We start from the raw sequence: 25,026 nt of genomic DNA, 5'->3' as shown, positions 1-25,026 counted from the left end.
AAGGGCGATGCGGCTCGTCAAGCCGCATCGCCCTCGTCTGTTGCGACGTTCACTGCAAAACGCGCATCTACCCGTCAAGCCGCTGCTCTGGTCGACTCGAGAAAGTCCTGCGCGAAACGCTGCAGCACGCCACCGGCTTCGTAGATCGACAGCTCTTCGGCCGTATCGAGCCGGCACGTCACCAGCACTTCGACGCGCTCGCCGTTGCGGCGATGAATCACCAGCGTCAGATCGGCGCGCGGCTTGCGCTCGCCGATCACATCGAACGTCTCCGTGCCGTCGATGCCGAGCGTCAGGCGATTCACGCCGGGCTTGAATTCGAGCGGGAGCACGCCCATGCCGACGAGGTTCGTGCGGTGAATCCGCTCGAAGCCTTCCGCGACGATCGCTTCGGTGCCGGCCAGCCGCACGCCCTTCGCGGCCCAGTCGCGCGACGAACCCTGGCCATAGTCGGCGCCCGCGATCACGATCAGCGGCTGCTTGCGCTCCATATACGTTTCGATCGCTTCCCACATGCGCGTGACCTTGCCCTCGGGCTCGATACGCGCGAGCGAACCGGCCTTCACCTGGCCATTCTCCAGCACCATCTCGTTCTTCAGCGTCGGGTTCGCGAAGGTCGCGCGCTGCGCGGTCAAGTGATCGCCGCGGTGCGTCGCGTACGAATTGAAGTCCTCTTCGGGCAGGCCCATTTTCGTCAGGTATTCGCCGGCCGCGCTGTCCGGCAGAATCGCGTTCGACGGCGACAGGTGGTCCGTCGTGATGTTGTCGCCGAGCACGGCCAACGCGCGCATGCCCTTCAGCGTGCGCTCGCCGGCGAGCGCGCCTTCCCAGTACGGCGGACGGCGAATATAGGTGCTTTCTTCGCGCCAGTCGTACAGCGGGTCGGCCTTCGCGCCGGTGTCGGGGGAAACCGTGAACATCGGTTCATACACTTTGCGGAATTGCTCGGGTTTCACGCTCGCGGCGACGATCGCATCGATCTCCGCATCCGACGGCCACAGATCTTTCAGCGTGACCGCATGACCGTGCGCATCGACGCCGAGCACGTCCTTCTCGATGTCGAAGCGGATCGTGCCCGCGATCGCATAGGCGACGACCAGCGGCGGCGACGCGAGAAAAGCCTGCTTCGCATACGGATGGATGCGGCCGTCGAAGTTGCGGTTGCCCGACAGCACGGCGGTCGCATACAGATCGCGCTCGATCACTTCCTTCTGGATCACCGGGTCCAACGCGCCGGACATGCCGTTGCACGACGTGCACGCATACGCGACCACGCCGAAGCCGAGCTGTTCGAGTTCAGGCAAGAGCCCTGCCTCTTCCAGATACAGCGTGACCGCCTTCGAGCCCGGCGCGAGCGAGCTCTTGACCCACGGCTTGCGCACGAGTCCACGCCGGTTCGCGTTGCGTGCGACCAGGCCCGCCGCGATCATGTTGCGCGGATTGTTCGTGTTGGTGCAGCTCGTGATCGCGGCGATGATCACCGCGCCGTCCGGCATCAGACCGGGCTCGTTCTCGACCTTGCCGCTGACGCCGCGCGCGGCCAGCTCCGACACCGGCAAGCGGCGATGCGGATTCGACGGCCCCGCGAGCGTGCGCACCACGCTCGACAGATCGAACTCGAGCACGCGCTCGTAGTCGGCGTGCTTCAGCGTATCGGCCCACAAGCCGGTTTGCTTCGCATAGGTTTCCACGAGTTCGACGAGTTCGTCGTCGCGGCCCGTCAGCTTCAGATAGCGGATCGTCTGCTCGTCGATGTAGAACATCGCGGCGGTCGCGCCGAACTCGGGCGCCATGTTCGCGATCGTCGCGCGATCACCCAACGTCAAATTCGCCGCGCCCTCGCCGTAAAACTCGAGGTACGCGCCGACCACCTTCTCTTTGCGCAAGAACTCGGTCAACGACAAAACCACGTCGGTCGCGGTAATGCCCTCGCCCGGTTTGCCGCTCAGCTCCACGCCGACGATATCGGGCAGCCGCATGTACGACGCGCGGCCGAGCATCACGCTCTCCGCTTCGAGGCCGCCGACGCCGATCGCGATCACGCCGAGCGCATCGACCATCGGCGTATGCGAGTCGGTGCCGACCAGCGTGTCGGGAAACGCGACACCGTCCTTCACCTGCACGACCGGGCTCATGCGTTCGAGGTTGATCTGATGCAGGATGCCGTTGCCCGGCGGAATCACGTCGACGTTGCGGAACGCGCGCTTGGTCCAGTTGATGAAATCGAAGCGGTCTTCGTTGCGGCGATCTTCGATCGCGCGATTCTTCGCGAACGCATCCGGATCGAAACCGCCGCACTCAACGGCCAGCGAGTGATCGACGACCAGTTGCGTCGGCACCACCGGATTCACGAGCGCCGGATCGCCGCCTTGCGCGGCGATCGCATCGCGCAGACCCGCCAGATCGACGAGCGCGGTCTGGCCGAGAATGTCGTGGCACACGACGCGCGCCGGGAACCACGGAAAATCGAGCTCGCGCTTGCGTTCGATGAGCTGTTTCAGCGAAGCGGTCAGCGTCACCGGGTCGCAGCGGCGCACCAGGTTTTCGGCGAGCACGCGTGACGTGTACGGCAGCTTGTCGTAGGCGCCGGGCTCGATCTTGTCGACCGCGGCACGCGTATCGAAGAAGTCGAGCTCGGTGCCCGGAAGGCGTTTGCGGTTGGCAGTATTCATGACGTAGGGACAGGACGGTTATCGGCCGCCGGACGGTATGCCGGCGGCGTCGGGCGGCGCTTCGCTCGCGCGCCGGCCGGACAGTGCGGGTAGTTTAGCTCGCGGCCTCAGCTCAAACGCGCTTCGCCAGCGGCACGAACGGCAGATCGTCCGGACCGGTGTAATTCGCGCTCGGGCGGATGATCTTGTTGTCGACGCGCTGCTCGATGATGTGCGCGCTCCATCCTGCCGTACGCGAGATCACGAACAGCGGCGTGAACATCGCGGTCGGCACGCCCATCATGTGATACGACACCGCGCTGAACCAGTCGAGGTTCGGGAACATCTTCTTCGCGTCCCACATCGCCGATTCGAGCCGCTCGGCGATCGAGAACAGCTTCGTGTTGCCCGCTTCCTTCGACAGCTTCTTCGCGACTTCCTTGATCACGTTGTTGCGCGGGTCCGAGATCGTGTACACCGGATGACCAAAGCCGATCACGACTTCCTTGTTCTCGACGCGGCGGCGGATGTCGGCTTCGGCTTCGTCGGGCGTCTGGTAGCGCGACTGGATTTCGAACGCGGCTTCATTGGCGCCGCCGTGCTTCGGGCCGCGCAGCGCGCCGATCGCGCCGGTGATCGCCGAGTAGATGTCCGAACCCGTGCCCGCGATCACGCGGCCCGTGAACGTCGACGCGTTGAACTCGTGCTCCGCGTACAGGTTCAGCGACACGTGCATCGCATCGATCCACGCCTTCGACGGCTCGACACCATGCAGCAGATGCAGGAAATGACCGCCGATCGAATCGTCGTCGGTTTCGACCTCGATGCGCTTGCCGTTGTGCGAGTAGTGATACCAGTACAGCAGCATCGAGCCGAGCGAGGCCATCAGTTTGTCGGCGATATCGCGCGCGCCGGGCAGGTTGTGATCGTCTTTCTCGGGCAGCACGGTGCCGAGCACCGACACGCCGGTGCGCATCACGTCCATCGGATGCGCGGCGGCCGGAATCCATTCGAGCGCGGCCTTCACGTTGGCGGGCAGGCCGCGCATCGACTTCAGCTTCGTCTTGTACGCGGTCAGTTCGGCCTGGGTCGGCAGCTTGCCGTGGACCAGCAGATAAGCGATCTCCTCGAATTCGCACGCCTCGGCGATGTCGAGAATGTCATAGCCGCGATAGTGCAAATCGTTGCCGGTCTTGCCGACCGTGCACAGCGCTGTGTTGCCCGCGGTGACGCCCGACAGCGCGACGGATTTTTTCGGTTTGAAAGCGCCTGCGTTCGGCGTGCTGTTGTCTGCTTCGCTCATCGATTGTCTCCAGAAAGGGGTGGAATTTGGCCATTGCTTCGACTGGGCTGCCTTGTACGCAAGGAACGGGCCAGCCCGCTCACCGCCAGCTAAGTGCCTGATTTAGCGGGAGTCCGGCGAAGCAATGACGCGACCCCGTCCGACGCTCGATTTCATTAATGAAACTCCGGATTTCAAATCGGCAATGAATGCTCGCATAATGGAGGTCACGAACCATCCTGTTGCGAGCCGTCCGCCTTGAGCACGCCTCTTTATGAACCGCCGCAGCGTCCGCGCGTCTGGGCGCTCAGCATTAGCCGCCTGCGCGATCTGTTCTTCGACATCGCCGGCGAATACGTGGAACGCGCGGATGTTCGCATCGTGTCGCACGCCTTCGAAGACGCGGTGCGCGAAATCGAGGCCGCGGGCGCCGCGCGGCCCGACGTCGTGCTCGCGGGCGGCTCGAACGGCGCGTATCTGAAGACGCGCGTGTCGGTGCCGGTCGTGCGGATCAGTCCGACCGGCTACGACGTCATGCATGCGCTCGCCCGCGCGCGTCGGGAAGGCGCGCGCGTCGCGCTCGTCACGCACGGCGACACCCCCGACGAAGTGCGGCGGTTCGCCGCCGCGTACGCGCTCGATGTCACGTTCGCGTCGTACCAGTCGGCGCAGGACGCGGAGAGCGTCGTGCTCGATCTCAGCGATCGCGGCATCGACGTCGTGGTCGGCCCAGGCATGGTCACCGACCTCGCCGCGAATGCCGGCATGGGCGCGGTGTTTCTGTACTCGCGCGCGTCGGTGCGGGCCGGTTTCGACACCGCGCTCGAAGTCGCGCAGGCGACGCGCCGCGAAACCGTGCGACGTCAGCGGCTCGACACGCTGCTGCAGCACCTGCGCGACGGCGTGGTCGCGCTCGATGCGCAAGGCCGCGTCGAACTGATGAACCAGCGGCTCGCGGGCGTGCTCGGTATCGATGCGGCAAAGGCCGTCGGCCGCGCGCTGCTCGAACTCGCGCCCGACCTCGCGGGCAGTCTGCCGGACGCGGAGGGCGACAGCTTCTGCACGGTGCGCGGCGCCAGCTATGTCGTGCATCGCGGGCCGCTCGCAAGCAGCGGCGCGGCGCCGGGCACCGTGCTGACGTTTCAGGAATCGCGTGCGGTCGAGCGGCTCGATCGGACGCTGCGCGCGCGTCAACGCGTGCAGCAGTTCACCGCGCGCTACCGGCTCAACGATATCGTCGGCGCGTCGGAATCGATCGAACGGGTGCGCGCGCTCGTCGTGCGTTATGCGAGGTCGGACGCGACCGTGCTGATTCTCGGCGAAAGCGGCACCGGCAAGGAAATGGTCGCGCAGAGCATGCATCAACTGAGCGCGCGACGCGACTTCGCGTTCGTCGCGATCAATTGCGGCGCGTTTCCGGAGGCGCTGCTCGAAAGCGAACTGTTCGGCTACGAGGAAGGCGCGTTCACCGGCGCGCGCAAGGGCGGCAAGGCGGGGCTGATCGAGGTCGCGCATCGCGGCACGCTGTTTCTCGACGAGATCGGCGAGATGCCGTTGCCGTTGCAGAGCCGCCTGTTGCGCGTGTTGCAGGAGCGCGAGGTGGTGCGGCTCGGGTCGACGGAGCCGATGCGCGTCGATATCCGCATCGTCGCGGCGACGCATCGCGCGCTGACCGACGCCGTCGCAGAGGGCAGTTTCCGTGCCGATCTGTACTACCGGCTCAACATCCTCAGCATCGCGCTACCGCCGCTGCGCGAGCGGCCGAACGACCTGCTGCCGCTCGCCGCCGAACTGTTGCGCCAGGCGGCCGCGCGCGAGCCGAGGCTGGCGGCGCGCGTGCCCGACGCGCAGACCGCCGCTCGCATGCTGGAGGGTTTGGGCGCGGCGTTGCGGCGCTATGCGTGGCCGGGCAATGTGCGCGAGTTGCAGAACGTGATCGAGCGGATCGTGGTTGAACTCGCCGATGGCGATGCGGACACGGATGCGAGTGCGGCGCTCGTCACGCGCGACATGCTGCGCGCGATCGCGCCGGAAGTCGTCGAGCCCATCGCGCGCGCGAAGCCGGCGGCGCTGACGCTGCGCGAGCGCAGCCGTCATGTCGAGGCCGATGAAATCCGCGCGGTGCTCGCGGTTCACGACGGTGATCGCGATGCGGCTTGCGCCGCGTTGGGCATCAGCAAGACGACGCTTTGGCGCAAGTTGAATGCGGGGCGGTAGGTGTGGGGCGTGGTTAGGAGCGCTGTGCTGGAATGCTGCGTCGGGAGGCTTCCCGATAGACGATCGAAAGCTTTGCTGGCCCTTTCGTCCGGCAGATGATTACGGTCTCACTGCTCGCACGATCACGCCGTCCCAGCCAAATACGACGCGATGCGCATCCATGCGGAATATGGCCGCGCAATTGTCGCTGTCCAGCAGTAGGGTCTTCGCGGGCAAGCCGGTATCTTGGAGGTTGATGCCGTAATAGTCTTTGAGCTTCGGCGCGGTATCAACGGTGTGAACGCTGAAACCGTCGTGCGGACGACAGCGCTCGCCCGCAAATTCAATCTGACTGGTCGATATGCTCAAGACCTCGCCAAGCAGCTTTTTTGCCTCCGGTATGCCTCCGGAAACATCGCTGTATCCAACCACATCGGTAACGGTCCATTTTCCGTTGAATGATGAGGGGGTGGCCGTCGGCTCGGCTGCGAAGCAGGTGGTCGCAGTCAAGCAGATGATCAGCGCTAGATATATTGGTTTGAGCGTCACGGCCGCTGCATCCTGAAAGGCGCCGATTCACGCACTCGCCGATTCGCGAGTCCCCGGCTCCTGCGCGGCGGCCCAATCGGGCGCCCTCGCCGATCGCGTGGGGTCACCATCACATTGAGTGACATATGCTGCGCGACGCCCTCCATATCGCCCCGATTTGCAGGGTCCAACGTCTCTCGCGTATTCCGATTCGTCGAGTTATATGCAAAAGAGACCGCCGCGTCGAACTGCGCCTGTGTCAGTGGGTGCTCGGTGACCGTTGCCCTAACGAGCCGCTCGGCGTCGTGAACGCGGGCCGTTAAGATAGCGTTCACCTGTTCGGGCAAGACCGCGCGCTGCAACTCCCCCAGGCGTGCAGGGCCCGAGGTGCGCCAGCGTTCCTACGCCCCATGTGCAGTTTCCGTTGACGGGCGCGTCGTTGTAGTAGTGCATGACCACGCCCTCGTTGACCCTCAGTGCGGCGTAACCTCCTGCGCTCATCTTCATTACGTCGTTTGCGCGCGGGGTATCTGCTGCCATCTTATCTCCTCGAAAATAAATGCCCCGGTGAGAGCTATGGACAACTTGCTCGCCGCCCGAAAGGCACGCAAATTTACCACTGCTTGCCTTACTTGAAGCGCGATGCACTTCATTTTGGGCCGTCGCCCATCGTGGCTTCATCGCGCGCCACAACCATTGCGCATGCATCATCCGAGAACGCTCATACCTTTGCCCCAGTGCGACCTTGCCGCGCCGAGTCGAAAGTGCATCGCATCGACCAACCGCACGAACCAATACACCACGAAAAAATAGCCACCACCGCATCCCCAACCCATTCCCCAAGGAGAAGCCCAGCATGTCGAACAAATACCGGATTGCCGTCATCCCCGGCGACGGCATCGGCGTCGAGGTAATGCCCGAAGCGCTGCGCGTACTCGAAGTCGCGACGCAACGCTTCGGCATCGACCTCGAATATCGGCACATCGAATGGGCGAGCTGTGACTACTACGCGAAGCACGGCAAGATGATGCCGGACGACTGGAAAGCGCAACTGCAATCGGCCGATGCGATCCTGTTCGGCGCGGTCGGCTGGCCCGACACCGTGCCCGATCACATCTCGCTGTGGGGGTCGCTGCTGAAGTTTCGCCGCGAGTTCGACCAGTATGTGAATCTGCGGCCCGCACGGCTCTTTGCGGGTGTTCCCTCGCCGCTCGCGGGACGCAAGGCCGGCGACATCGACTTCTGGATCGTGCGCGAGAACACCGAGGGCGAGTATTCGTCGGTGGGCGGCGTGATGTTCGAAGGCACCGAACGCGAGTTCGTGCTGCAGGAGTCGGTGTTTACGCGGCATGGCAGCGAGCGCGTGCTGAAGTTCGCGTTCGATCTCGCGCAGCGCCGCGCGCGCAAGAAAAATCACCGTCGCAACGAAGCGCAATGGCATCGCGATCAGCATGCCGTGGTGGGACAAATGCGCGGCCGGCATCGCCGCGCAGTATCCGGACGTGACGTGGGACAAGCAGCACATCGACATCCTGTGCGCGCGTTTCGTGCTGAACCCGGACAGTTTCGACGTGGTCGTCGCGACCAATCTGTTCGGCGACATCCTGTCCGATCTCGGCCCCGCGTGCACGGGCACGATCGGCCTCGCGCCGTCGGGCAACCTGAATCCGGACTGCAAGTTTCCGTCGCTGTTCGAGCCCGTGCACGGCTCGGCACCCGATATCGCCGGCAAGCACATAGCGAATCCGATCGCGATGACCTGGTCGGCCGCGATGATGCTCGACTTCCTCGGTCATTCGAGCGGCAAGGAGCGCGAAGCGCACGACGCGATCCTGAAGGCGATCGAGGCGACGCTGATCGAAGGTCCGCATACCGGCGACCTCGGTGGTCAAGCGAGCACGAGCGAAGTCGGCAAGGCCGTCGCGGCGAAACTCGCGTGACATGAACGACGCGCCGGGCACATCAACGCGCCCGGCGAATGCCGGGCAGCGATCGTTTCAGCATGAAGTGATGACGGCGTAACGCCGGATGCGCCGTTATCGACAGTTGCACCGCTCGTAGAGCGACCATTCACCCTCGTGCGTCACCAGCGTGACATCGCATTCGTTATTGGCGAAGAAATTATTCGGCAATGGCCCTTCCTTGCGAACGAAGAAATAGCGGTACTGACGGCCATTGTCCTTCGTCCATTCGAAACCTCCCGGATCGTGTTCGAGCGTCAGGGGGGCGATAGGCATCATGCCCGGCCTGAAGCGCGCGATCTGCGGCACGTAAGTCGCGAAGTTCGGATCGACGAAGCCGTGCTTCTCCGTCTGATACCACAGCGACTGGTGCTCGTACGCGGCCGGGCTCCTGTACGCGGGACTCGCGCGATCGAATATCAGACTTAGCGCGCGTTGATCCGGTTCGGTCCGCGACAGCAGCTCGTCCAGCGGCGCATTCTCGACGGCGAAACGATGCAAACGAATCGTCTGGTCGGCGAAAAAGATCCAGCATCCGGCGATGATCAACGCTTGCACGCCGACGCCACGCAGCGCGCCCCCGGCCGAACCGGACGACGCACGGCGAGCGCCGCTCCGCTCAATGATGAAACGAGGACGCTGCTTGGTTTCGGCGTACGTCTTCGAGATGTAGCCGCCGATCACGCCGAGGAAGAGCAACTGGATACCGCCGAGAAAGTACATCGGAATCACCGTCGAAGCCCAGCCGGGCACGGTGAGGTTGGTGAAGATGCGCACATACGCGGCCCGTGCGCCGAAGCCCAGCGAACCGATCGCCAGCAACGCGCCGATGCGCGTACTCCATTGCAGGGGGACGGCGGAGAACGACGTGATGCCGTCGAACGCGAGAACGAGCATTTTGCTGAGCGGGTATTTGCTCTCACCTGCAAAGCGCGGAGCGCGCTCGTATTCGACGATCGCCGTCTTGAACCCAAGCAGCGGAATGATGCCGCGCAGGAAACGATTGACCTCCTGAAACTGCCGCAACGCTTCCACGGTCTTGCGGCTCATCAGCCGAAAATCCGCGTGGCCCGGCAGGTTATCGACGCCGAATGTCCTGAGCAGCTTGTAGTAGTTGCGCGCGGTGACGCGCTTGAAGAATGTGTCCGTCGTCCGCTTGTGACGCACCCCAAAAACAATTTCCGCACCCGATTGATATTCCGCCAGCATGCGCGGAATGGCTTCGATATCGTCCTGAAGATCGGCGTCGAGGCTGACGAGCACATCGCCCTGAGCCGTCATCAGGCCGGCCAGCAGCGCATTCTGATGGCCGCGATTGCGCGAGAGTTTGATGCCGCCGCAGCGGGCATTCTGTGCGTGCAGCGCTTCAATGATTGACCAGGAGTGGTCGCGGGAACCGTCGTCGATGAAAGTGATGCGGCTTTCCTTACTGACGTCGCCGGCTTCGATCAATCGCTCCAGAAGTGCGAGAAGCCGCTTACTGGTCTCGGAAAGTACCTCTTCTTCGTTGTAGCACGGTACGACGAGATTCATCGTCGTCATAGGCAAATCCCCATTCTGTAGCTGGCTCGACCCAGAGTCAGGCGCAGAGTCCGGCGTTTAACCTGTTTCGACATTAGAGGGTGTTAGGAACTTGAATAGTCGGTGCGACATGTACAAGCATGAGCATTGCGAAGACAACGAAGTGCAGGCCTGCCAATGTTTCGGGCAGGCGCTCGTAATCTCGCGCCAGTCGCCGAAATCGGTTGAGCCAACCGAAACTACGCTCGACGACCCATCGTCGCGGCAACAGCACGAAGCCCTTCTTTGCCGCTGGCAGCTTGATGATCTGCAGTTCGATGGCTTCGTCATGCGCAGCCTGTCGAGCCGTGTCACCGGTATAGCCCTGGCAGCGAATGCAAGCTATACCGTCTGGCCGGTTGCTTGCTGAACCTGACGCGCAAGCTCGGCTACCTGTGCGCGCTCCTGCTCGTTGGCCGGCGTGATGTGCACCGCCAGTAGCCGACCAAACGTGCCGACAGCCATATGAACTTTGCTGCCCCGTTTGCGCTTATGACCGTCGTAACCGGCGCGCGGTCCGCTTTCGCAGGTGGACTGCAGCGTGCGCCCATCCAGAATCCCCGCACTGGGCTGGCCTTGATGCTGCTGCGCGACCCGGATTACGGATCGCAGATCGCTGACCATTGCCTCGAAGCAGCCCGCGTTCAACCAGCGTTGCGTTTGCTGGTAGACCATCTCCACGGCGGGAAATTGGTCGGCAACATACGCCACGACGCACCCGCCCGCGCCATCCGGCGCAGCGCGTTGAACATCTCGCGCAGTTCATACCGCCGCTATGGCGCATCTTCATTCATCAACGTCAGATAGGGAACCGCAAAGCTCCACTCTTCATCCGAGACATCTGTCGGGTATGGCTTGCGTTCTGTCATTCCGCCAGGGCACCAGGTCTGGCGAAAAGTTCCTAACACCATCTAGAGAAGTGTTAGGGCAATGCTGATCAAGTTCACCGAGTTGGTACTTCACGCGTTATAGAGATCGTGTTTAAAGAGGCAGGCAGAACAGGATGAAGCAGCAGACGCTGGCGATGGCAGCCGATCAAGGCGCGGGTTTTGAGACCGACCGCAAACGCACGCGGCGCGACGAGTTTCTCGATACGATGAATGCGATCGTGCCATGGGCGCAGTTGTGTGCGGTGATCGAGCCGCATTATCCGAAGCGCGGCAATGGCCGCCCGCCAATTGGTCTGGAGCGCATGCTTCGGATCCACTTCGTGCAACACTGGTTCAATCTGGCCGACTTCGCTTGCGAAGAAGCGCTCTACGACAGTGCCGGCCTGCGTCGCTTTGTGGGCATTGATCTGGGCTGCGAAGCCGTGCCTGAAGCGACGACGCTGCTCAAATTCCGGCGCCGGCTGGAGACGCACAAACTGGGTGAGCAGTTGTTCGCCGAAGTCGGTTGGGTGCTGCAGGCCAGCGGCATGAAGCTCAAGAGCGGCACCATTGTGGACGCCACGATCATCGGCGCGCCGAGCTCGACGAAGAATGAGCAGAAAGCGCGCGACCCCGAGATGCATCAGACCCGCAAAGGCAAGCAATGGTACTTCGGCATGAAGTTGCACATCGGAGTAGATAGCCAAAGCGGCCTGGTCCACAGCGCGGTGCTCACGCCGGCCAACGTGCATGACAAGCACCCGTTGCCGCAACTGTTGCACGGGCGGGAGCGGCGCGTCTACGGCGACAGCGCCTATGCGAGCCAGAAAGCGCTGATCCATAGCAAGGCGCTCAGGGCGCGTGACTTCACCAATCAGCGCACACGCCGTCCGGGCGGCGAAGTCGACGAGGTGCAGCGCGGCAAGAACCGTAAGAAGTCGAAGATTCGCGCCCGGCTGGAACATGTCTTCGCCGTCGTGAAGCGATTGTGGGGATTTAGCAAGGTGCGCTATCGCGGGCTGGCAAAGAACGCCAACCGGGCGTTCGTCGCGCTCGCACTGGCGAGCGTCTACCTGTCGCGCAAGAAACTGATGGCACCGGTACGCCCATAGTGGGCGAAAGGCGGGCAAAGTGCCCGCCCAACAAGCCCGCGAGGGCCGAAAAGCAACGGCTTAAGCCCGGTCTCATGACCTGGCGAAGTTCAAATCGCTGACGCGTCGCCGATTTCGCGGCTTGTTCAGCTTAGGGAAACACTGATTAATGCGGCTTGGCTGTCATCGTTGACGTGGCCGAGGACGTTATAGAAGGCAACTCACGGAACGGACCCCCGACGATGAAGAGGCAGATCGGCTTCGCGGAAGCGGAAATTGCAGGCAAGAAGCGCGTGACGAGGCGCCAACGCTTCCTGGCGGAGATGGAGAAGATTGTGCCTTGGCAGCGCTTGCTGGCGGCAATTGAGCCGCATTACCCGAAGGGCGCGCGAGGCCGTCCGCCGATTGGCCTGGAGCGGATGTTGCGGATCTACTTCCTGCAACAGTGGTACGGGCTGTCGGACGAAGGACTGGAAGACGCACTGTATGACAGCGTCGCACTGCGTGCTTTCGCCGGCATTGATCTGGCAGTCGAGAACGTGCCGGATGCGACCACGCTGTTGAAATTCCGGCGTCTGCTGACCGAGCACGAACTGACACGGAAGCTGTTCGACGAGATTGGTATCTCGCTGTGTGAGCGTGGACTGCTGATGAAGGAAGGCACGCTGGTGGATGCGACGATCATCGAAGCGCCACCGTCGACCAAAAACACTGAGAAGAGCCGTGACCCGGAGATGCATCAAACGAAGAAGGGCAACGAATGGCACTTCGGGATGAAAGCCCACGTTGGCGTGGACGCCGAGTCGGGCCTGATCCACAGTGTGGTCGGCACGGCGGCTAACGTGTCGGATGTGTCGCAAGCCCATCTGCTGCTGCACGGCCATGAGGAGGAAGCGTTCGCCGACGCGGGCTACATTGGCGTAGACAAGCGCGACGAAATGCAGGGCAAGGCAGTGAAGTGGCACGTCGCGGTCAAGCGCGGAAAGATCAAGGCGATGTCGGAAGGCCCGCTGAAGGACCTGGTGATCGCGGTTGAACGAACCAAGGCGCAGATCCGGGCGCGGGTCGAGCATCCGTTCCATATCGTCAAGAACCTGTTTCACCATCACAAGACCCGATACAAGGGCCTGGCGAAGAACACCGCGCAACTGTTCAGCCTGTTCGCTCTGGCGAATCTGGTGATTGCGCGAAATCTGTTGCGATCGGTTCATGGGAGCAATCCGTCTTGCGTGTGAAAAAGGCGAGCAGAGAAGCTCGTTTACGAGCCAGATTCATCGAAATGAGCGCCGATTCGATTCGTTATCCGTAAAATTCGACGCCGCTTCATCTGCAAGCCGCGCGGGCGGCACATTAATCAGCATTTCCCTAGCCTTAATCCTCGGCGCAGCGTTTGCGCACAGCGCTCATATACTTCAAATCTTTGCATGGATGTTTCCGTTCACTGCCTTCAACGAGTTCATCGCTGGTTACGTGCTTTTCCCGCGCAGAAAGGATCGGATGCTTGCTACCGTGGGCATTGGATCGGCGCTCTTGAATATCATCGTCGCCCTTGTTCTAGCTCCCGGCTGCGGCGCCGTCGGACTCGCTCTCGCCCGGGTGATCAGCGAGACGACGCTCTCGGCCATGTCGATGGCAATCGTGATTAGACTTCGATTGATCCGTCTGATTCCCGGTTGTGAACGAGCGGTCAGAACTGTTTGGACCGTGTGCGGTATCCGCGATCCGGCGCCCCTCACCAAGGATGAGTAATTAGTCGCGTCGGCTGACAATCGGCTGTTCCGTGCGGAGCGCTAGCGATCGACGGCGAATGGGTACTGCGTGCGCCGGTCGCCGAAGCGGCGATACACCGGCTGGGAGGCGATCGGCACATTCGCGAATGGCGCCGAGCTAGTGTTCCGTTCCGTTGTTAACTGGACAATGTTCACGTAGCATGCTGATATCAACGGAACGGGAGATGTCAGCATGCCGATGGGACGACCGAGGGCGGAACTGGTGTTGAGCGAAGACGAGCATTCGCAACTGACCTCGATAGCGCGGTCGCGCTCGATTTCGGCGGCGCCGGTGACGCGTGCTCGCATGGTGCTGGCAGCGGCTGCCGGAGAACCCAACAGCGCAATCGCCCAGCGTCCGGCCGGTGGGCAATTGGCGGCAACGTGATCCCGAATGGAGTGCTCGACAAGCGCATCAGAGGCCGTGTGACAACCAGTCTCGCCGGGCGAGGCGATTCAGGCATGCATCGGTGAACACGATGGTCTGCGCACGCGGGTTCGCGGAACACCATCAGAGCACGAATTATTATGCGGAGTTACAGCGCATCCGGCGCCTCTCCTACAAACGTTGGGAGCTCGGAAAAATTCCTAGGATGGCCCACAGATTCTGACGTATAACTAGGATTGTGCATCGCCGCATGATTTGCGGCCATCGACACTTGCGGTGGGTCGAATCACCCGCAGGGAAGAGAACGGAGCCTGAACCCGAATTGCAGGCGTTGCTCACATCGAAGCCATGATAAGTCCGGTCGAAGCACTGAATTCTCCTGATTTTTCCAGACATGGCTGTTTCGTTACTCGCCGGGACAGTGGAACTCCTTGCACGTTTTTCCATGCATTTCCGACAAGCCACTCTGCGCCTTCCGAAGTTCTGACGATGGCTATTTTCGGAGAGAGAGACGTGAGTTTTTATCGTCAAAAGTTGCGACACTTCCCGCTCCGGCTTCTTATTATGGTTTCCAGCGGGCGCGTCTGCCCGCGCAGACAGTCATAGTCATTACGGACATGTGGCGTCCGGCCGCTTGGCCGGCGCCTAGGATCCCGTCAAAAACTGCACAAGGATAGACCATGACTCGTTACATCGATTTTGAGGAGTACAGCGATGCAAAAATAGATGGGACGGCGTTTGATCTATTAATCGTCGGGTCGGGCGTCGCCGGACGGACTATAGATCGCGAATTGTCGGGCCAAGACCTGCGTTTGCTGATCGTCGAAAGCGGCGGTTTGGAAGAAACACCCGGTCATGAAGCACTCAATGCGGTAGCGGTTCAAGATAACATCGGCCGAGAGGAGCTTGACTACAGACCGGATGGGTCGCGCTCTGAACAGATGAACTTTCGCTCGCCTAATAATCATAGGTATGACGTCCGGTGCCATGTCTTTGGCGGCTTCGCAATGGCGCGCGCAGCAGAGATGGCGCAATTCGACGCTGTCGACTTGTCCCACCGCGAATGGGTGCCCCATTCAGGAGGGCCGTTGGGTTGGGACGCCCTGACACATTACACCGCACGTGCAGGGAGGCGCCTTGACGTGGGCCCGCTGCTGACGGATCATCGCTTTTGGATGACCCTCAGGCCGAGGGTGCCGGCGGAGATAGAGGCGTTGCACTCCTTTTCTTCCTGTTTCTGGCAAATAGTGCCATCGACAGATGATATGACGGATGCCCTGCGACTCGACGACGAATCCCGAAGAGAAAGCCACCAGGATGTGACCGTTTTTTTTAATGCAACAACGAGTGCGATAAGACGTGAAGATGGCAACGTCACAGGCGTTGAAGTTGTTTCTTCGTTATCGGGCAAAAAGCATTGCTTCGTCAGTGCCGAATTTGTCGTGCTCGCCGCTGGCACGGTGGAGAACGCACGCTTACTTCTTCTCTCTAAAGATGGCACCGGTGCGGCAGTAGGCAACAAACACGATGTAGTGGGTCGGTACCTGATGGGTCAGCCAAGCATGTCGTTGGGAAGTTTCTCGAGGCCGTCGCAGAGTCGAGCGGCATCGACGTTTGGCTCTTTTCCCCTGTTTGCTCAACATCGTGCCTTCATGTATTCGCACGGGTTGTCAATAAACCCATGCGTCCAGGAGCAGCAACGTCTGACCAATATGGCCGTCTATGCAACCGTGCACCTCTCCCCAGATGATCCAATCCAGGCGCTAAAAAGGCTAGAAAAATGGCAAGGTGAACAACATGCAGCTGACTTGTTAACGGTAAGCACAAGTCTTTTGCTTACGGTAAGTCACATTGGCCGGATGTTGTTGGAGCGTAAGAAGGTGCCAGTGCGACTCCGTCGCTGCCTCATAGACCTGGCAGCGTTGCTAAATGAGAGTTCTGTGGCCCGCGCCTATATCGCCAAGGGGTCCGCGAGAAAGATTGAACAGGTTACCTTAGACATTGTCTGCGAACAGCCGCCACTGCCGCAAAATCGTGTCACCCTTTCCGAGCATTGCGACCGCCTCGGGTTGCCAATAGCAAGAGTTACCTGGGATGCAGGTGAGCAACTGCGGCACGGCATATTGACGCTAGGATCGTTGTTGGCAAGGGAGCTCGACGTCGCCGGAATAGACGGTTTCCAATTGTCGCCGACGGTCGTTGCGGGCAACCCTGCCAAAATCGCCCTCCCCAATGTGGGGCACTCGTCGGGCACCACGCGGATGGGGCTAGATGTTGCATCAAGCGTCGTGGACCCGACTTGCCAGGTTCATGGAGTAAACGGGCTTTGCGTAGCCGGAACCTCCGTTTTCTCAACCAGTGGCCACACCAATCCGACGTTGATGACCATGGCGCTGTCTATACGGCTCACAGATCAACTGCGAGAACGCTTGGCATCGCGCCGGCTTGCGGAACTGAAGAGCGCATTCTGCGCAAGTGACAACGGTCCCCTCGTGCTTGTCACGGGTGCAACTGGCGATCTCGGAACTGCGATCGTTGAACAGCTGCTTGCAAAAGGCTATCGCGTGCGGGACCAGTTCCATCGGAAGCTACCGAACGAGGCCCGCGTCGAGTGGCTACGCGCAGATTTTTCCAAAGCCGATCTAGTTGATGCCCATCTGGACAGCCTGCTCACTGGAGTCAGCGCCGTGATTCACCTGGCGGCAAGTGGTCCAGGCACACCGGCCATGCATGTGACCAACGAAGTCAATCTGGAACGGTTCGTGCAAGCTTGCGTGCGACATGGTATTAAATATTTCGGTCACGCGAGTTCAATGTCGGTCTACGGGTCTCCAACGAAACGGCTAGTGACGGAAAGCGACCCATTGATAAATCTGGATTTGCCGCTCGAAAAGCAATATCTCAAAGCAATATCTCGAAGGCCGCACCATGCGTGAATATGCGCGGAGCAAGCGAAAGGGGGAAAACGTACTCTCAAAGTACGCTCAGCATATGCATGTCGACGTTTACAGGATTGCCCTGGCACAACGCTCGGGCTATCTCGAGCAATCCCTCGCATGGGGGCGCGCCAAACGAATTGTGAGGATGTATCGGAATTGCCATTACATCTCGACACGTAACGTTGCCAGGGCCGTCGGTCATTTATTGCAAATTTCACTAAACGGCGGCACAACGACCGGGATTGATGCGTTCAATATTGCGGACACAGCTTCACCCACATACAAGGAGTTCTATCATCGGGCTGGTCATCGGACGCTGTTTTATGTGCCGCTCGCTTTCGATCTTCTGAAAGGACTCGCAATGGGTAAGTGCATCTCTCGACGTTTCCCAATGGGCTTTTGTCGCCTCGACAACAGCAAGCTCCGCTCGACTGGATTCGGGTTCGAGAGTGATTTGGACAGTTTCCTCAGCGTCACGTCGCCGCCCGACCGCAATGAGGACGCGTCTGGTTGCATGAGGTGAGTGAACATAGCGTTTTGGCCGGTGGCTTATTGTCAGGGCCGAAGGCGTACCATTATTGTTTCGCTGAAAGGTGCGTCAGCACGAACCGGACTAGAGGTGCTCGATGGAAGTTCGAAACAGCGAATGTCTCACAAACCGCGCTGAACTATTTTTCTCAGTCGTCGTTGCCAACTACAATTACGGGCGTTTTGTTCGGCAAGCCATTGAAAGCGCCTTGGCACAGGATTGGCCCAACCGGGAAGTCATCGTCGTCGATGACGGCTCGACCGACAACTCCGCGGAGGTCATTCGTTCGTTTGGCGAACAGATAACGGCCATCTTTCAAGAAAATGGTGGCCAGCGGGAAGCCAACAACGTGGGCTTCGATAGGAGTGCGGGCGACGTCGTCATCTTCCTCGATGCGGACGACGTTCTGGTGCCCGGCGCGTTGCGCTCGATTGCTTCGGTCTGGCGCACCGGCCTCAGCAAGGTGCAGGTGTTGATGGAGCGGGTCGACGCGGAGGGACGCCCCATACGAAACGCGATTCCCAAGATTCGAAACGTAATTCCGAAGGTCCCGCCGGGAGTGTCGTCGGAGGCGATTCGTCACTGGGCGTATGAGACCTCAGAATATCCCACTCCGCCGGGCTCGGGAAACGCTTGGGCACGCAGCTTTCTGGAGAGAATCTTTCCATTGGATGCGAGTTGCGATTCATTCACGGACTCGACGTGCATCGCCATGGCCCCCTACATGGGCGACGTCGAGACAATTGCTGCGCCACTAGTGCTCTACCGTATGCATGGCGAGAACGACAGCGCTATGAGTGCGAACACAGGTAACTTCGGGCGCGAGATCTCACGTGCACTGAAACGTCACAATGCCGCCTGTAAAGCCTGCAGAATGACCGGCCTGCCGCCGCCGCCGCTTAGCACCCTGTTTTCAGCACCTCATTTGCTTCAATTGCGAGTTGCATCGTTGCGACTCACACCGGAGCAGCATCCGCTACCTGGAGACAGCCGAGTCCGCGCCCTGCGCGATGCATTATCCATCCCCTTTCGTGCAAGTTTCGAGCGTCTTGGCTTTCGCTTTCTGATTGCGGGTTGGAGCATCGCCACCTTGCTCGCACCCAAGAACGTTGCGAGTACGCTTATCCGGCGCCGTTTCATTTGAACGGAATCTCCAATCCATTGGATCGCACTCTGGTCTTCCGTGTGAGTCGTCATGAAAGAAATGACCGTGGTGATCTGCAACTACAACTACGAGCAGTTTCTGGGCGAGGCGATCGATTCGGCGCTCTCGCAGGACTACGTGCACACTCGTGTCATGGTCATCGACGACGGATCGACAGATCGGTCTCGCGCAATTATGGAACGCTACGGATCGCGCATCACATCCATTTTCAAGGACAACGGCGGCCAGGTATCCGCCTACAACCTGGGACTTCATCTCGTCGAGACGGACCACGTGCTGTTTCTGGACGCCGACGACGTGCTATATCCTGATGCCGTGACCGAAGTGATGCAGCGCTTCAACAGGGAGAATCTTGCAAAGGTACAGTTCCGCCTAGACATCATTGACCAGACGAGCAGATGTACGGGCGGTTATGTACCTCATTCTGGAATCGACGGTGACTGTCGAAAGCCTTTGCTGGACGGATGGCTCTATCCGTCCCCCCCGGCGTCTGGGAACGCGTATAGCGTCACTGCGCTAAGGAAGATCTTCCCCGTCCCGGAAACGGCCAACAGCCGGTATGGTGCGGATTTTTACGCAATCTATGGGGCGGCTCTCGTCGGGCCAGTCTCGAGCATCCCGATGTCGCTCGGCGGATACCGGGTATCTCATAGCAGAGGGCGAGGCGTGTCATTTGCCAACTCCGATTCGATCACCAAGGCTCCGAGAGCGCTCGCGTCGCGGTGGGCAACCCTGCGGGAAATGGCATCCCGCCGCTTGGGAATGCAATTGCCATCCGACTTTTACGATTTCGCGCATGAAAGGGCCATTTTCTGCTCGTGTGTCTATCAGGCGCCGTTGACGACCAGATGGCGCTGGATGTTCAGCGATTCGCATGCTTATTTTCATACGATCTTGGCAAATCCATTCTGGAGCCTAAAGAAAAAGGTGGGAACGTTGATGCTGTCCAGTCTCTGTCTGGTTCCATACTCGCCTATCGCTGACTACGCGGTCCGTTACCTCTGTAATCCGTTGGCTCGCCGTAACGCCCGTTAGTTGTAGCGTCTGAATTATTAACGCGAAGCAGCCTCCGCGCTACACTACCGTACTGAGAATCGTCCCCAACCAGGTGACCTGGCATACGTCACGTGTGCAGGCCAGATGACCTGCAAGCGACAGGCGGATGATCGGTTGTAGTTCGATCTGGAAGTCGGGGAAGCAGATTCCAGCGGTTGTGGGACGGCATGCGGCAAACTGTCCGATCTCGGTACAGTCAGGATACAGACGGCGCTCAGAAAATCCGCTGGGCGGAGCATCGTGTCCACTTGAAAAAATTAACTGCCTCCAAAAAGTTGAACTTTTTTTGAGAAACAGTGGATGCAAACTAAAAAACCTGGCTCCCCCGCATAAGCAGCGGGTAGCCAGGTCTTTGGCAAACGGGGGAGTCGATTCGATCAGTTGTCCGGGTTACTCGACGTAAAGCTCTGGAATGCGCTGTACGGCGGGTTCAACTGTGCACCGTTAAGCATGATGCCGTACGTGTTGTTGCCGCTATCGAGCACGTAGTACATAACGGTCTGGATGTTGTGGGTCTTTCGTGCCTGATAGAAGCCCCGCAACTGCGACGAAATGTAATTGGCCCGATAAGCCCCGGTCTGTTCCGGACCCGTGTTCCACTCGCTGACGAAGAACGGCACACCGTAACGCGCCTTGCAGTATGTCGGCAGATCGAAGCCGGGACCTGAACCGTCCGTTCCGATGGAGAAGAGGTTCCCGTACACTTCGTAGTTGTGCCACGTCGTGATATCCCAGCGGACCTTCGGATAGCCGCTGCTGCGGTCAGGTTGCGTACCTTCCCACAACGAGTCGGCCGCGGCGATGTCGGTCACGCAGAAGTTAATACCGCACTTCGCCGAAGGCTGAACCGACTTCACGCCGTCGATCATGCCGCGCATCGCGCCGCGCATGACAGGCCAGTTTGCATTGTTGAAATCGCTCACCTTCGTACCTGCGTAGGTGTAATCGATGATGATGGCAGGGTCGCGGGTCAACTCATTGCCGCATTCGTACAGAGTGACGCCATACGGCTTTAGCGCACTGGCTACTGCAGCGGCGGTCGAATAGGCGGCATTGTACGCGGCCGATTCGCCTGCGAAGAGATTGCCGTTGCTGTCGTGCAGACCCTCGTTGATCAATACGAGCAGCGTCATCCCGGCCGATTGAAACGCCTGCGCCAGCTTGACCACGGCATTCAGCTGGCTGGAATCCGCCGTGCAGGCGACGCGATAGCTCGTGCAGCCCAAACCCTTCAGCGTCGAGACGATCTGCGCGGGCGTGTAGGTGTAGTCGTAATGCCCGTTCACACCATAGAAGCTACCTGCGGCAGCTGCGACAGGAGTACGGGGATCGGAACATGGGAGCCATTGAGCGGAACAGTCCGTGTTCACGTACCAATTACCGCTCGTATTGCAGCAATAGATCTTGCCACCGTACCAGAGCACGAGCGTCACGTTGTAGTTGATGCCCACGACAGCGCCGTTCCTGGAGATGACACCATTGGTCACCGTCCAGACCGCGCCCGTCCAGTCAATGATGCTCGATGCCGACGGCATCGTGGTGCCGTCCGGGGACGTCGTGACCACGCGCGGATCCGGGCAAGGCCATCCATGCCGTGCCGGTCCATTGGAACCACTGCGCGCTCGTGTTCTCAACGTAGATGTTGCCGTTGTAGCACATCGCGACTGTGACGTTGTAGTTGTTCCCTGCTATCGCTCCGTTTTTATAAACGGAGCCGCCCGTCATGGTCCAGGTGTTGCCCGAGCCGTCGATCAGAGAACTTGCCGGAGGCATTGCCGTGCCGTTACCAGAAGCGGCCTTTGCCGTCGCGGTTGCATTCCGGGCTGTGGCGCCAGCCGCATTGTCGCTAGTGTCCGACCCGCCACCGCCGCATGCGCTCAAAAGAGCGCTTCCACCCAGTGCCGAGAGGGCACCAATAAATTGACGTATTGAGTTCGACAAACGTGATTCATTTCGTTGACGTCAGGAAACTACCGACGATTATCGAATGATTAATGAGTTCGTGGCGAGTCCCCCTCGCGACGCAAGCGATATCAAGGCCGTCGATAAATTCGGCGGGAATACAATGAGCCACGTCACTCGGATCAAAGCCCTAATGTCTTGGAGCGGCGTTTGTTTCCGAGTACCAGAAGGTAAAGGCGTTTCTTGAGGAATTGCACGGCGCATCTCAGGACCCTGGGATGATTTATTGTGTGATAAACGGCTGCCGCGAAGCGCCTTTCACGAACCGCCTCGGTGACATCGACCCAGCGAAGCGAGGTTTGGAGTGATCGATGCCGATGCGCACACGCGTCGGCTAATCTTCGGGACAGAGCATACGATGCACGGAAACGGGCATTCGCTTCGAGCATGCCTCGAAGCGCCGGTCGATCCGCCGACTTGTCGGTGGAGAGCGAATCACCACGTCGCCGATAGTGATAACCCATGCCCGGATAAACGACCATTCGTGCATCGTGCTTCACCAACACGCGCAACAAGAGATCGAAGTCTTCGCCAGAGCGAAGCCGCTGGTCATACCGAAGCTCGGTTAAAAGCTCAGTCCTGGTCATAGGCTTGAGATAGGCGAGACGCGGCGCCTTGACAAGCGCAACTGCATCGAAGGTCCTGGAGGCCCGCAGTCCAAGCAGCGAGTGCCCCGTGAGCAAGCCGCTCTGGTTCATGATGAGTAAGTCATCAGCTACGATCCCGGCGCCGTCCGACTCCGCCTTTGCAAGCAATGACTCAAGGCGTCGGTCCGCGAACAGGTCATCACTGTCGAGGATTGTGACCCAGCGTCCTCGCGCGCACGCCAGCGCACGATTACGTGCGACCGACGGCCCTGCATTGCACGACGAGGTGAGGAGAACGATACGTTGGTCATTATCGGCAGCGGCGCAGACAATGTCTACGCTCGCGTCGGTTGACGCATCGTCCACAACGATGAGTTCCCAGTCTGCCAGACTCTGTCTCTGGAGTGACTCGATCGCTTGTCCGATCCAGTTCGCTCCATTGAAGTTGGCCATTATGACAGTGACAGAGGGCGCCGACGCAGGATTCACGATGCGGTTCGTTGCGCATTCTTCGCTACGGTCGAACCCACCAGGAGGCCCCCCGGAGGCTTGATTTTCGCCCTTAGAGCTCATGGTCTTTTGGATTGCAAAAATATGACGCGTTGTGCAAAAAGCGCTGCAATTGGTAATGCACAACAGCGCTGCCGACGGGTCTCGCTCCGTTTGTCAAGCCGTGATCCGCGCGGTCGCAATATGGCACTTTCTGGCGATCGTGCCACTGTAATGGCTAGCGAGTGCGGCGATAAAGTGCAACAAAGGGTCAAGATAAGGAACCACAGGGCCAGAAACTACGCGTCGATAGGCATTCCGTCACAGAGCCTTGAAGCCGTCGTGGCGCAACCAGTCGACAGCACGATCCACCCACGCAGGTCGCGGTCCACCAGCCGCATCGACTGGGTTGCAATATAGTCTCTATCGCGAAGCCATTTAACGCGCTGACCGAGATTGTTGAAGATCTGTCACCTTTGTGCGACATGATTCGTCACCTCTTTCCCATGGTAGTGGGGACAGGACAGGCTCTTCTGCTCGTTCGACCCTATTGAAATCGTTTCTTAGAGAAAAGATGCCTCAGATCGGTGCCGACACAATTGCAGCGAAAAGTCGGCTGTGCTCTATCGCTTACATCCGTTCAACAAGCGTGTCAGGGTTCGTCAAACCGCAGTTGCGGTATCGTTGTTGCACTCATCAAACGCACGCCCAGCACTATGGCATTTCGCTTTCTTCGATACGGTCTGTGCCTACAGGATCAGCGACGCCGTTATGGTTACGAATTCCAATTATGTCGAGGTATTGGGACGGATCGTTTTTCCATTCTTCTATTGTGCCGGCAAGCTGTCCTGTGATCTCCTTGATCGATCCGCGTCTTCCAGGCTGGCCTGCCTTCGCATCCGTGTGCTCAATTTCGCCATATTGGAAATGCGTCTCGAGGAAATCCAAGACAACGGTCGGGTCAGCGCCAAGCCGCGCCATATTGTAGGGGTGCCATTCCAGAAGAATTGCATCGGCTTGAGCAAGCGTGTGCCGGCCGCCAGCGACCACAAAAGGTTCTGCGCCCTCTGTGTCGATCTTCACGAAGACGGGATGACGCAATTCGATCGGCAGATCATCCAGTCTCTCGCACGCCACTTCTGTGACTCGCCTGCTGTCCTCAGCCAATTTGGGCGCAAGACCGGTTTCGACGTGAAGGCGGTGCGCGCCCAGATTTGTGTCGGAAATCTCAAAGGGAAGCATGCCTTTCCGTTCATGCAACGCCAATTGGAAAGGCCGAATGTGCGATGAAGGGCAGTTCACCGAGATGTTAAGCAAGAGATTCTGATAGTTGACCGGCTCAGGTTCAAACGCATAGCACTGCACCGCAGGATTTTGCTGGAGGATCGGTATTGACGTCATGCCTATGTTGGCACCTATGTCGAGGTAGGTCCCCCCCGTCTCTGAGAAAAACGCAACCAACCTTTCTGACAGATGAAATGCCCAGCGACCGCTTTCGGCATATGCTCTCAGTATCCAGACGTCCTTAGAACTGCTGGACATCGTCCCGTATTCTCCGGATGCGGAGAGCCGTACGACGTTTAGTTTCCCTGCCAGTCCCGAGAGGTAGCGGTATCCGTATTGCCTTACAAGCGACGGGTCGTTCAGGAGTGACGTAGCCAGAACATGCCTAAGCCTCACAGGAAGCACGGAAGTTGCGAGACTCGCCGCTGAGAAGAGAAGTTTCTTCGGGTCAAAGACTGCGGTGTTTGTAACGCTCACTTTCTTCACAGTAGGCCTCACCGGTCGTATGCAATCGACTAACGGACGGGTATGCTCGCCCGCACTTGATGCGATCCTGATGCGTTGACGCCATGGTCATCGAAACACTGCACCGTATCTGGAGCCGTCAAAAGCTCGCTAAGCTGGTATAGGATACATCGAACGCATCAACAAGTCGCTGTTAAGCAATACGTGGATCCTCGCCGGCCGGCGTATTCGTCCTTTTCGTGCAAAATCTGGCGG

The 25,026-nt window shown here is 59.7% G+C and carries 15 protein-coding genes and 4 pseudogenes; 10 read left to right on the top strand and 9 right to left on the bottom strand.

All coding sequences use genetic code 11. The features are described from left to right. Positions 1 to 74: 74 nt before the first annotated feature. Together acnD and prpC are read right to left on the bottom strand one after the other, a co-directional pair. Entirely contained in the window at positions 75 to 2,672 is a 2,598-nt protein-coding gene (acnD, locus tag OKW29_RS20765; protein ID WP_429292354.1) for a Fe/S-dependent 2-methylisocitrate dehydratase AcnD, read from the bottom strand. Positions 2,673 to 2,784: 112 nt separating this feature from the next. Further along, positions 2,785 to 3,954, bottom strand: coding sequence for a bifunctional 2-methylcitrate synthase/citrate synthase (prpC, locus tag OKW29_RS20760; protein WP_429292353.1), 1,170 nt, complete (start codon positions 3,952 to 3,954; stop codon positions 2,785 to 2,787). Between the two features lie 237 nt (positions 3,955 to 4,191). Here prpC and prpR point away from each other — a divergent pair, with 237 nt between their 5' ends. After that, positions 4,192 to 6,150: a propionate catabolism operon regulatory protein PrpR gene (gene prpR, locus OKW29_RS20755; protein ID WP_429292352.1), complete on the top strand. Its 1,959-nt coding sequence runs from the start codon at positions 4,192 to 4,194 to the stop codon at positions 6,148 to 6,150. 99 nt (positions 6,151 to 6,249) lie between these two features. Here the strand turns inward: prpR and OKW29_RS20750 are convergent, their stop codons facing one another. Both OKW29_RS20750 and OKW29_RS20745 read right to left on the bottom strand, forming a co-directional pair. Then, on the bottom strand, positions 6,250 to 6,678 hold the full coding sequence (locus OKW29_RS20750) for a hypothetical protein (RefSeq protein WP_429292351.1): 429 nt from the start codon (positions 6,676 to 6,678) through the stop codon (positions 6,250 to 6,252). Further along, positions 6,675 to 6,992, bottom strand: a complete 318-nt coding sequence (locus OKW29_RS20745) for a glycoside hydrolase family protein (protein WP_429292542.1) — start codon at positions 6,990 to 6,992, stop codon at positions 6,675 to 6,677. The genes OKW29_RS20750 and OKW29_RS20745 overlap by 4 nt, the downstream gene beginning before the upstream one ends. Before the next feature lie 521 nt (positions 6,993 to 7,513). On the opposite strand from OKW29_RS20745, the pseudogene OKW29_RS20740 reads away from it, so the two are divergent. After that, positions 7,514 to 8,597 (top strand): annotated as a pseudogene (locus OKW29_RS20740) (tartrate dehydrogenase). 96 nt (positions 8,598 to 8,693) lie between these two features. On the opposite strand, the gene OKW29_RS20735 reads toward OKW29_RS20740, so the two are convergent. Both OKW29_RS20735 and OKW29_RS20730 read right to left on the bottom strand, forming a co-directional pair. Continuing rightward, positions 8,694 to 10,160, bottom strand: coding sequence for a glycosyltransferase family 2 protein (locus OKW29_RS20735; protein WP_429292350.1), 1,467 nt, complete (start codon positions 10,158 to 10,160; stop codon positions 8,694 to 8,696). A gap of 73 nt (positions 10,161 to 10,233) precedes the next feature. Further along, positions 10,234 to 11,047: pseudogene (locus tag OKW29_RS20730) on the bottom strand (IS5 family transposase). A 134-nt stretch (positions 11,048 to 11,181) separates the two neighbouring features. On the opposite strand from OKW29_RS20730, the gene OKW29_RS20725 reads away from it, so the two are divergent. From OKW29_RS20725 to OKW29_RS20690, 8 genes and pseudogenes are all read left to right on the top strand, one after another. Beyond that, positions 11,182 to 12,159 (top strand): IS5 family transposase, encoded by a 978-nt coding sequence (locus tag OKW29_RS20725; protein ID WP_429292349.1) that lies wholly within the window; start codon positions 11,182 to 11,184, stop codon positions 12,157 to 12,159. A 221-nt stretch (positions 12,160 to 12,380) separates the two neighbouring features. Next, a complete protein-coding gene (locus OKW29_RS20720) occupies positions 12,381 to 13,373 on the top strand; it encodes an IS5 family transposase (protein ID WP_429292348.1) in 993 nt (330 codons plus the stop codon). Then, the gene (locus tag OKW29_RS20715; RefSeq protein WP_429292347.1) at positions 13,348 to 13,887 is read left to right on the top strand and encodes a lipopolysaccharide biosynthesis protein; all 540 of its coding nucleotides are present in this window, start codon (positions 13,348 to 13,350) and stop codon (positions 13,885 to 13,887) included. The genes OKW29_RS20720 and OKW29_RS20715 overlap by 26 nt, the downstream gene beginning before the upstream one ends. A 213-nt stretch (positions 13,888 to 14,100) precedes the next feature. Continuing rightward, a pseudogene (locus OKW29_RS20710) lies at positions 14,101 to 14,265 on the top strand (IS630 family transposase); the annotation flags it as partial. A 710-nt stretch (positions 14,266 to 14,975) separates the two neighbouring features. Further along, a complete protein-coding gene (locus OKW29_RS20705; protein WP_429292346.1) occupies positions 14,976 to 17,231 on the top strand; it encodes a GMC oxidoreductase in 2,256 nt (751 codons plus the stop codon). After that, entirely contained in the window at positions 17,224 to 17,757 is a 534-nt protein-coding gene (locus tag OKW29_RS20700; protein WP_429292345.1) for a hypothetical protein, read from the top strand. Before OKW29_RS20705 ends, OKW29_RS20700 begins: the two co-directional genes overlap by 8 nt. A gap of 103 nt (positions 17,758 to 17,860) precedes the next feature. Continuing rightward, positions 17,861 to 18,907, top strand: coding sequence for a glycosyltransferase family 2 protein (locus OKW29_RS20695; protein ID WP_429292344.1), 1,047 nt, complete (start codon positions 17,861 to 17,863; stop codon positions 18,905 to 18,907). A gap of 51 nt (positions 18,908 to 18,958) precedes the next feature. Continuing rightward, positions 18,959 to 19,963, top strand: a complete 1,005-nt coding sequence (locus OKW29_RS20690) for a glycosyltransferase family 2 protein (protein WP_429292343.1) — start codon at positions 18,959 to 18,961, stop codon at positions 19,961 to 19,963. Between the two features lie 398 nt (positions 19,964 to 20,361). Here the strand turns inward: OKW29_RS20690 and OKW29_RS20685 are convergent. The 3 genes and pseudogenes from OKW29_RS20685 to OKW29_RS20675 form a co-directional block, all read right to left on the bottom strand. Then, positions 20,362 to 21,643, bottom strand: a pseudogene (locus OKW29_RS20685) (hypothetical protein). Between the two features lie 425 nt (positions 21,644 to 22,068). Next, a complete protein-coding gene (locus OKW29_RS20680) occupies positions 22,069 to 23,022 on the bottom strand; it encodes a glycosyltransferase family 2 protein (RefSeq protein ID WP_429292342.1) in 954 nt (317 codons plus the stop codon). Between the two features lie 714 nt (positions 23,023 to 23,736). Then, positions 23,737 to 24,564, bottom strand: a complete 828-nt coding sequence (locus OKW29_RS20675; RefSeq protein ID WP_429292341.1) for an FkbM family methyltransferase — start codon at positions 24,562 to 24,564, stop codon at positions 23,737 to 23,739. Positions 24,565 to 25,026 lie beyond the last annotated feature (462 nt).

The sequence above is a fragment of the Paraburkholderia sp. CI3 genome (assembly GCF_050436505.1).
Classification (GTDB): domain Bacteria; phylum Pseudomonadota; class Gammaproteobacteria; order Burkholderiales; family Burkholderiaceae; genus Paraburkholderia; species Paraburkholderia tuberum.
Note: the sequence above shows the minus strand (reverse complement) of the source record. Positions and strands in the feature narration are given on the sequence as shown.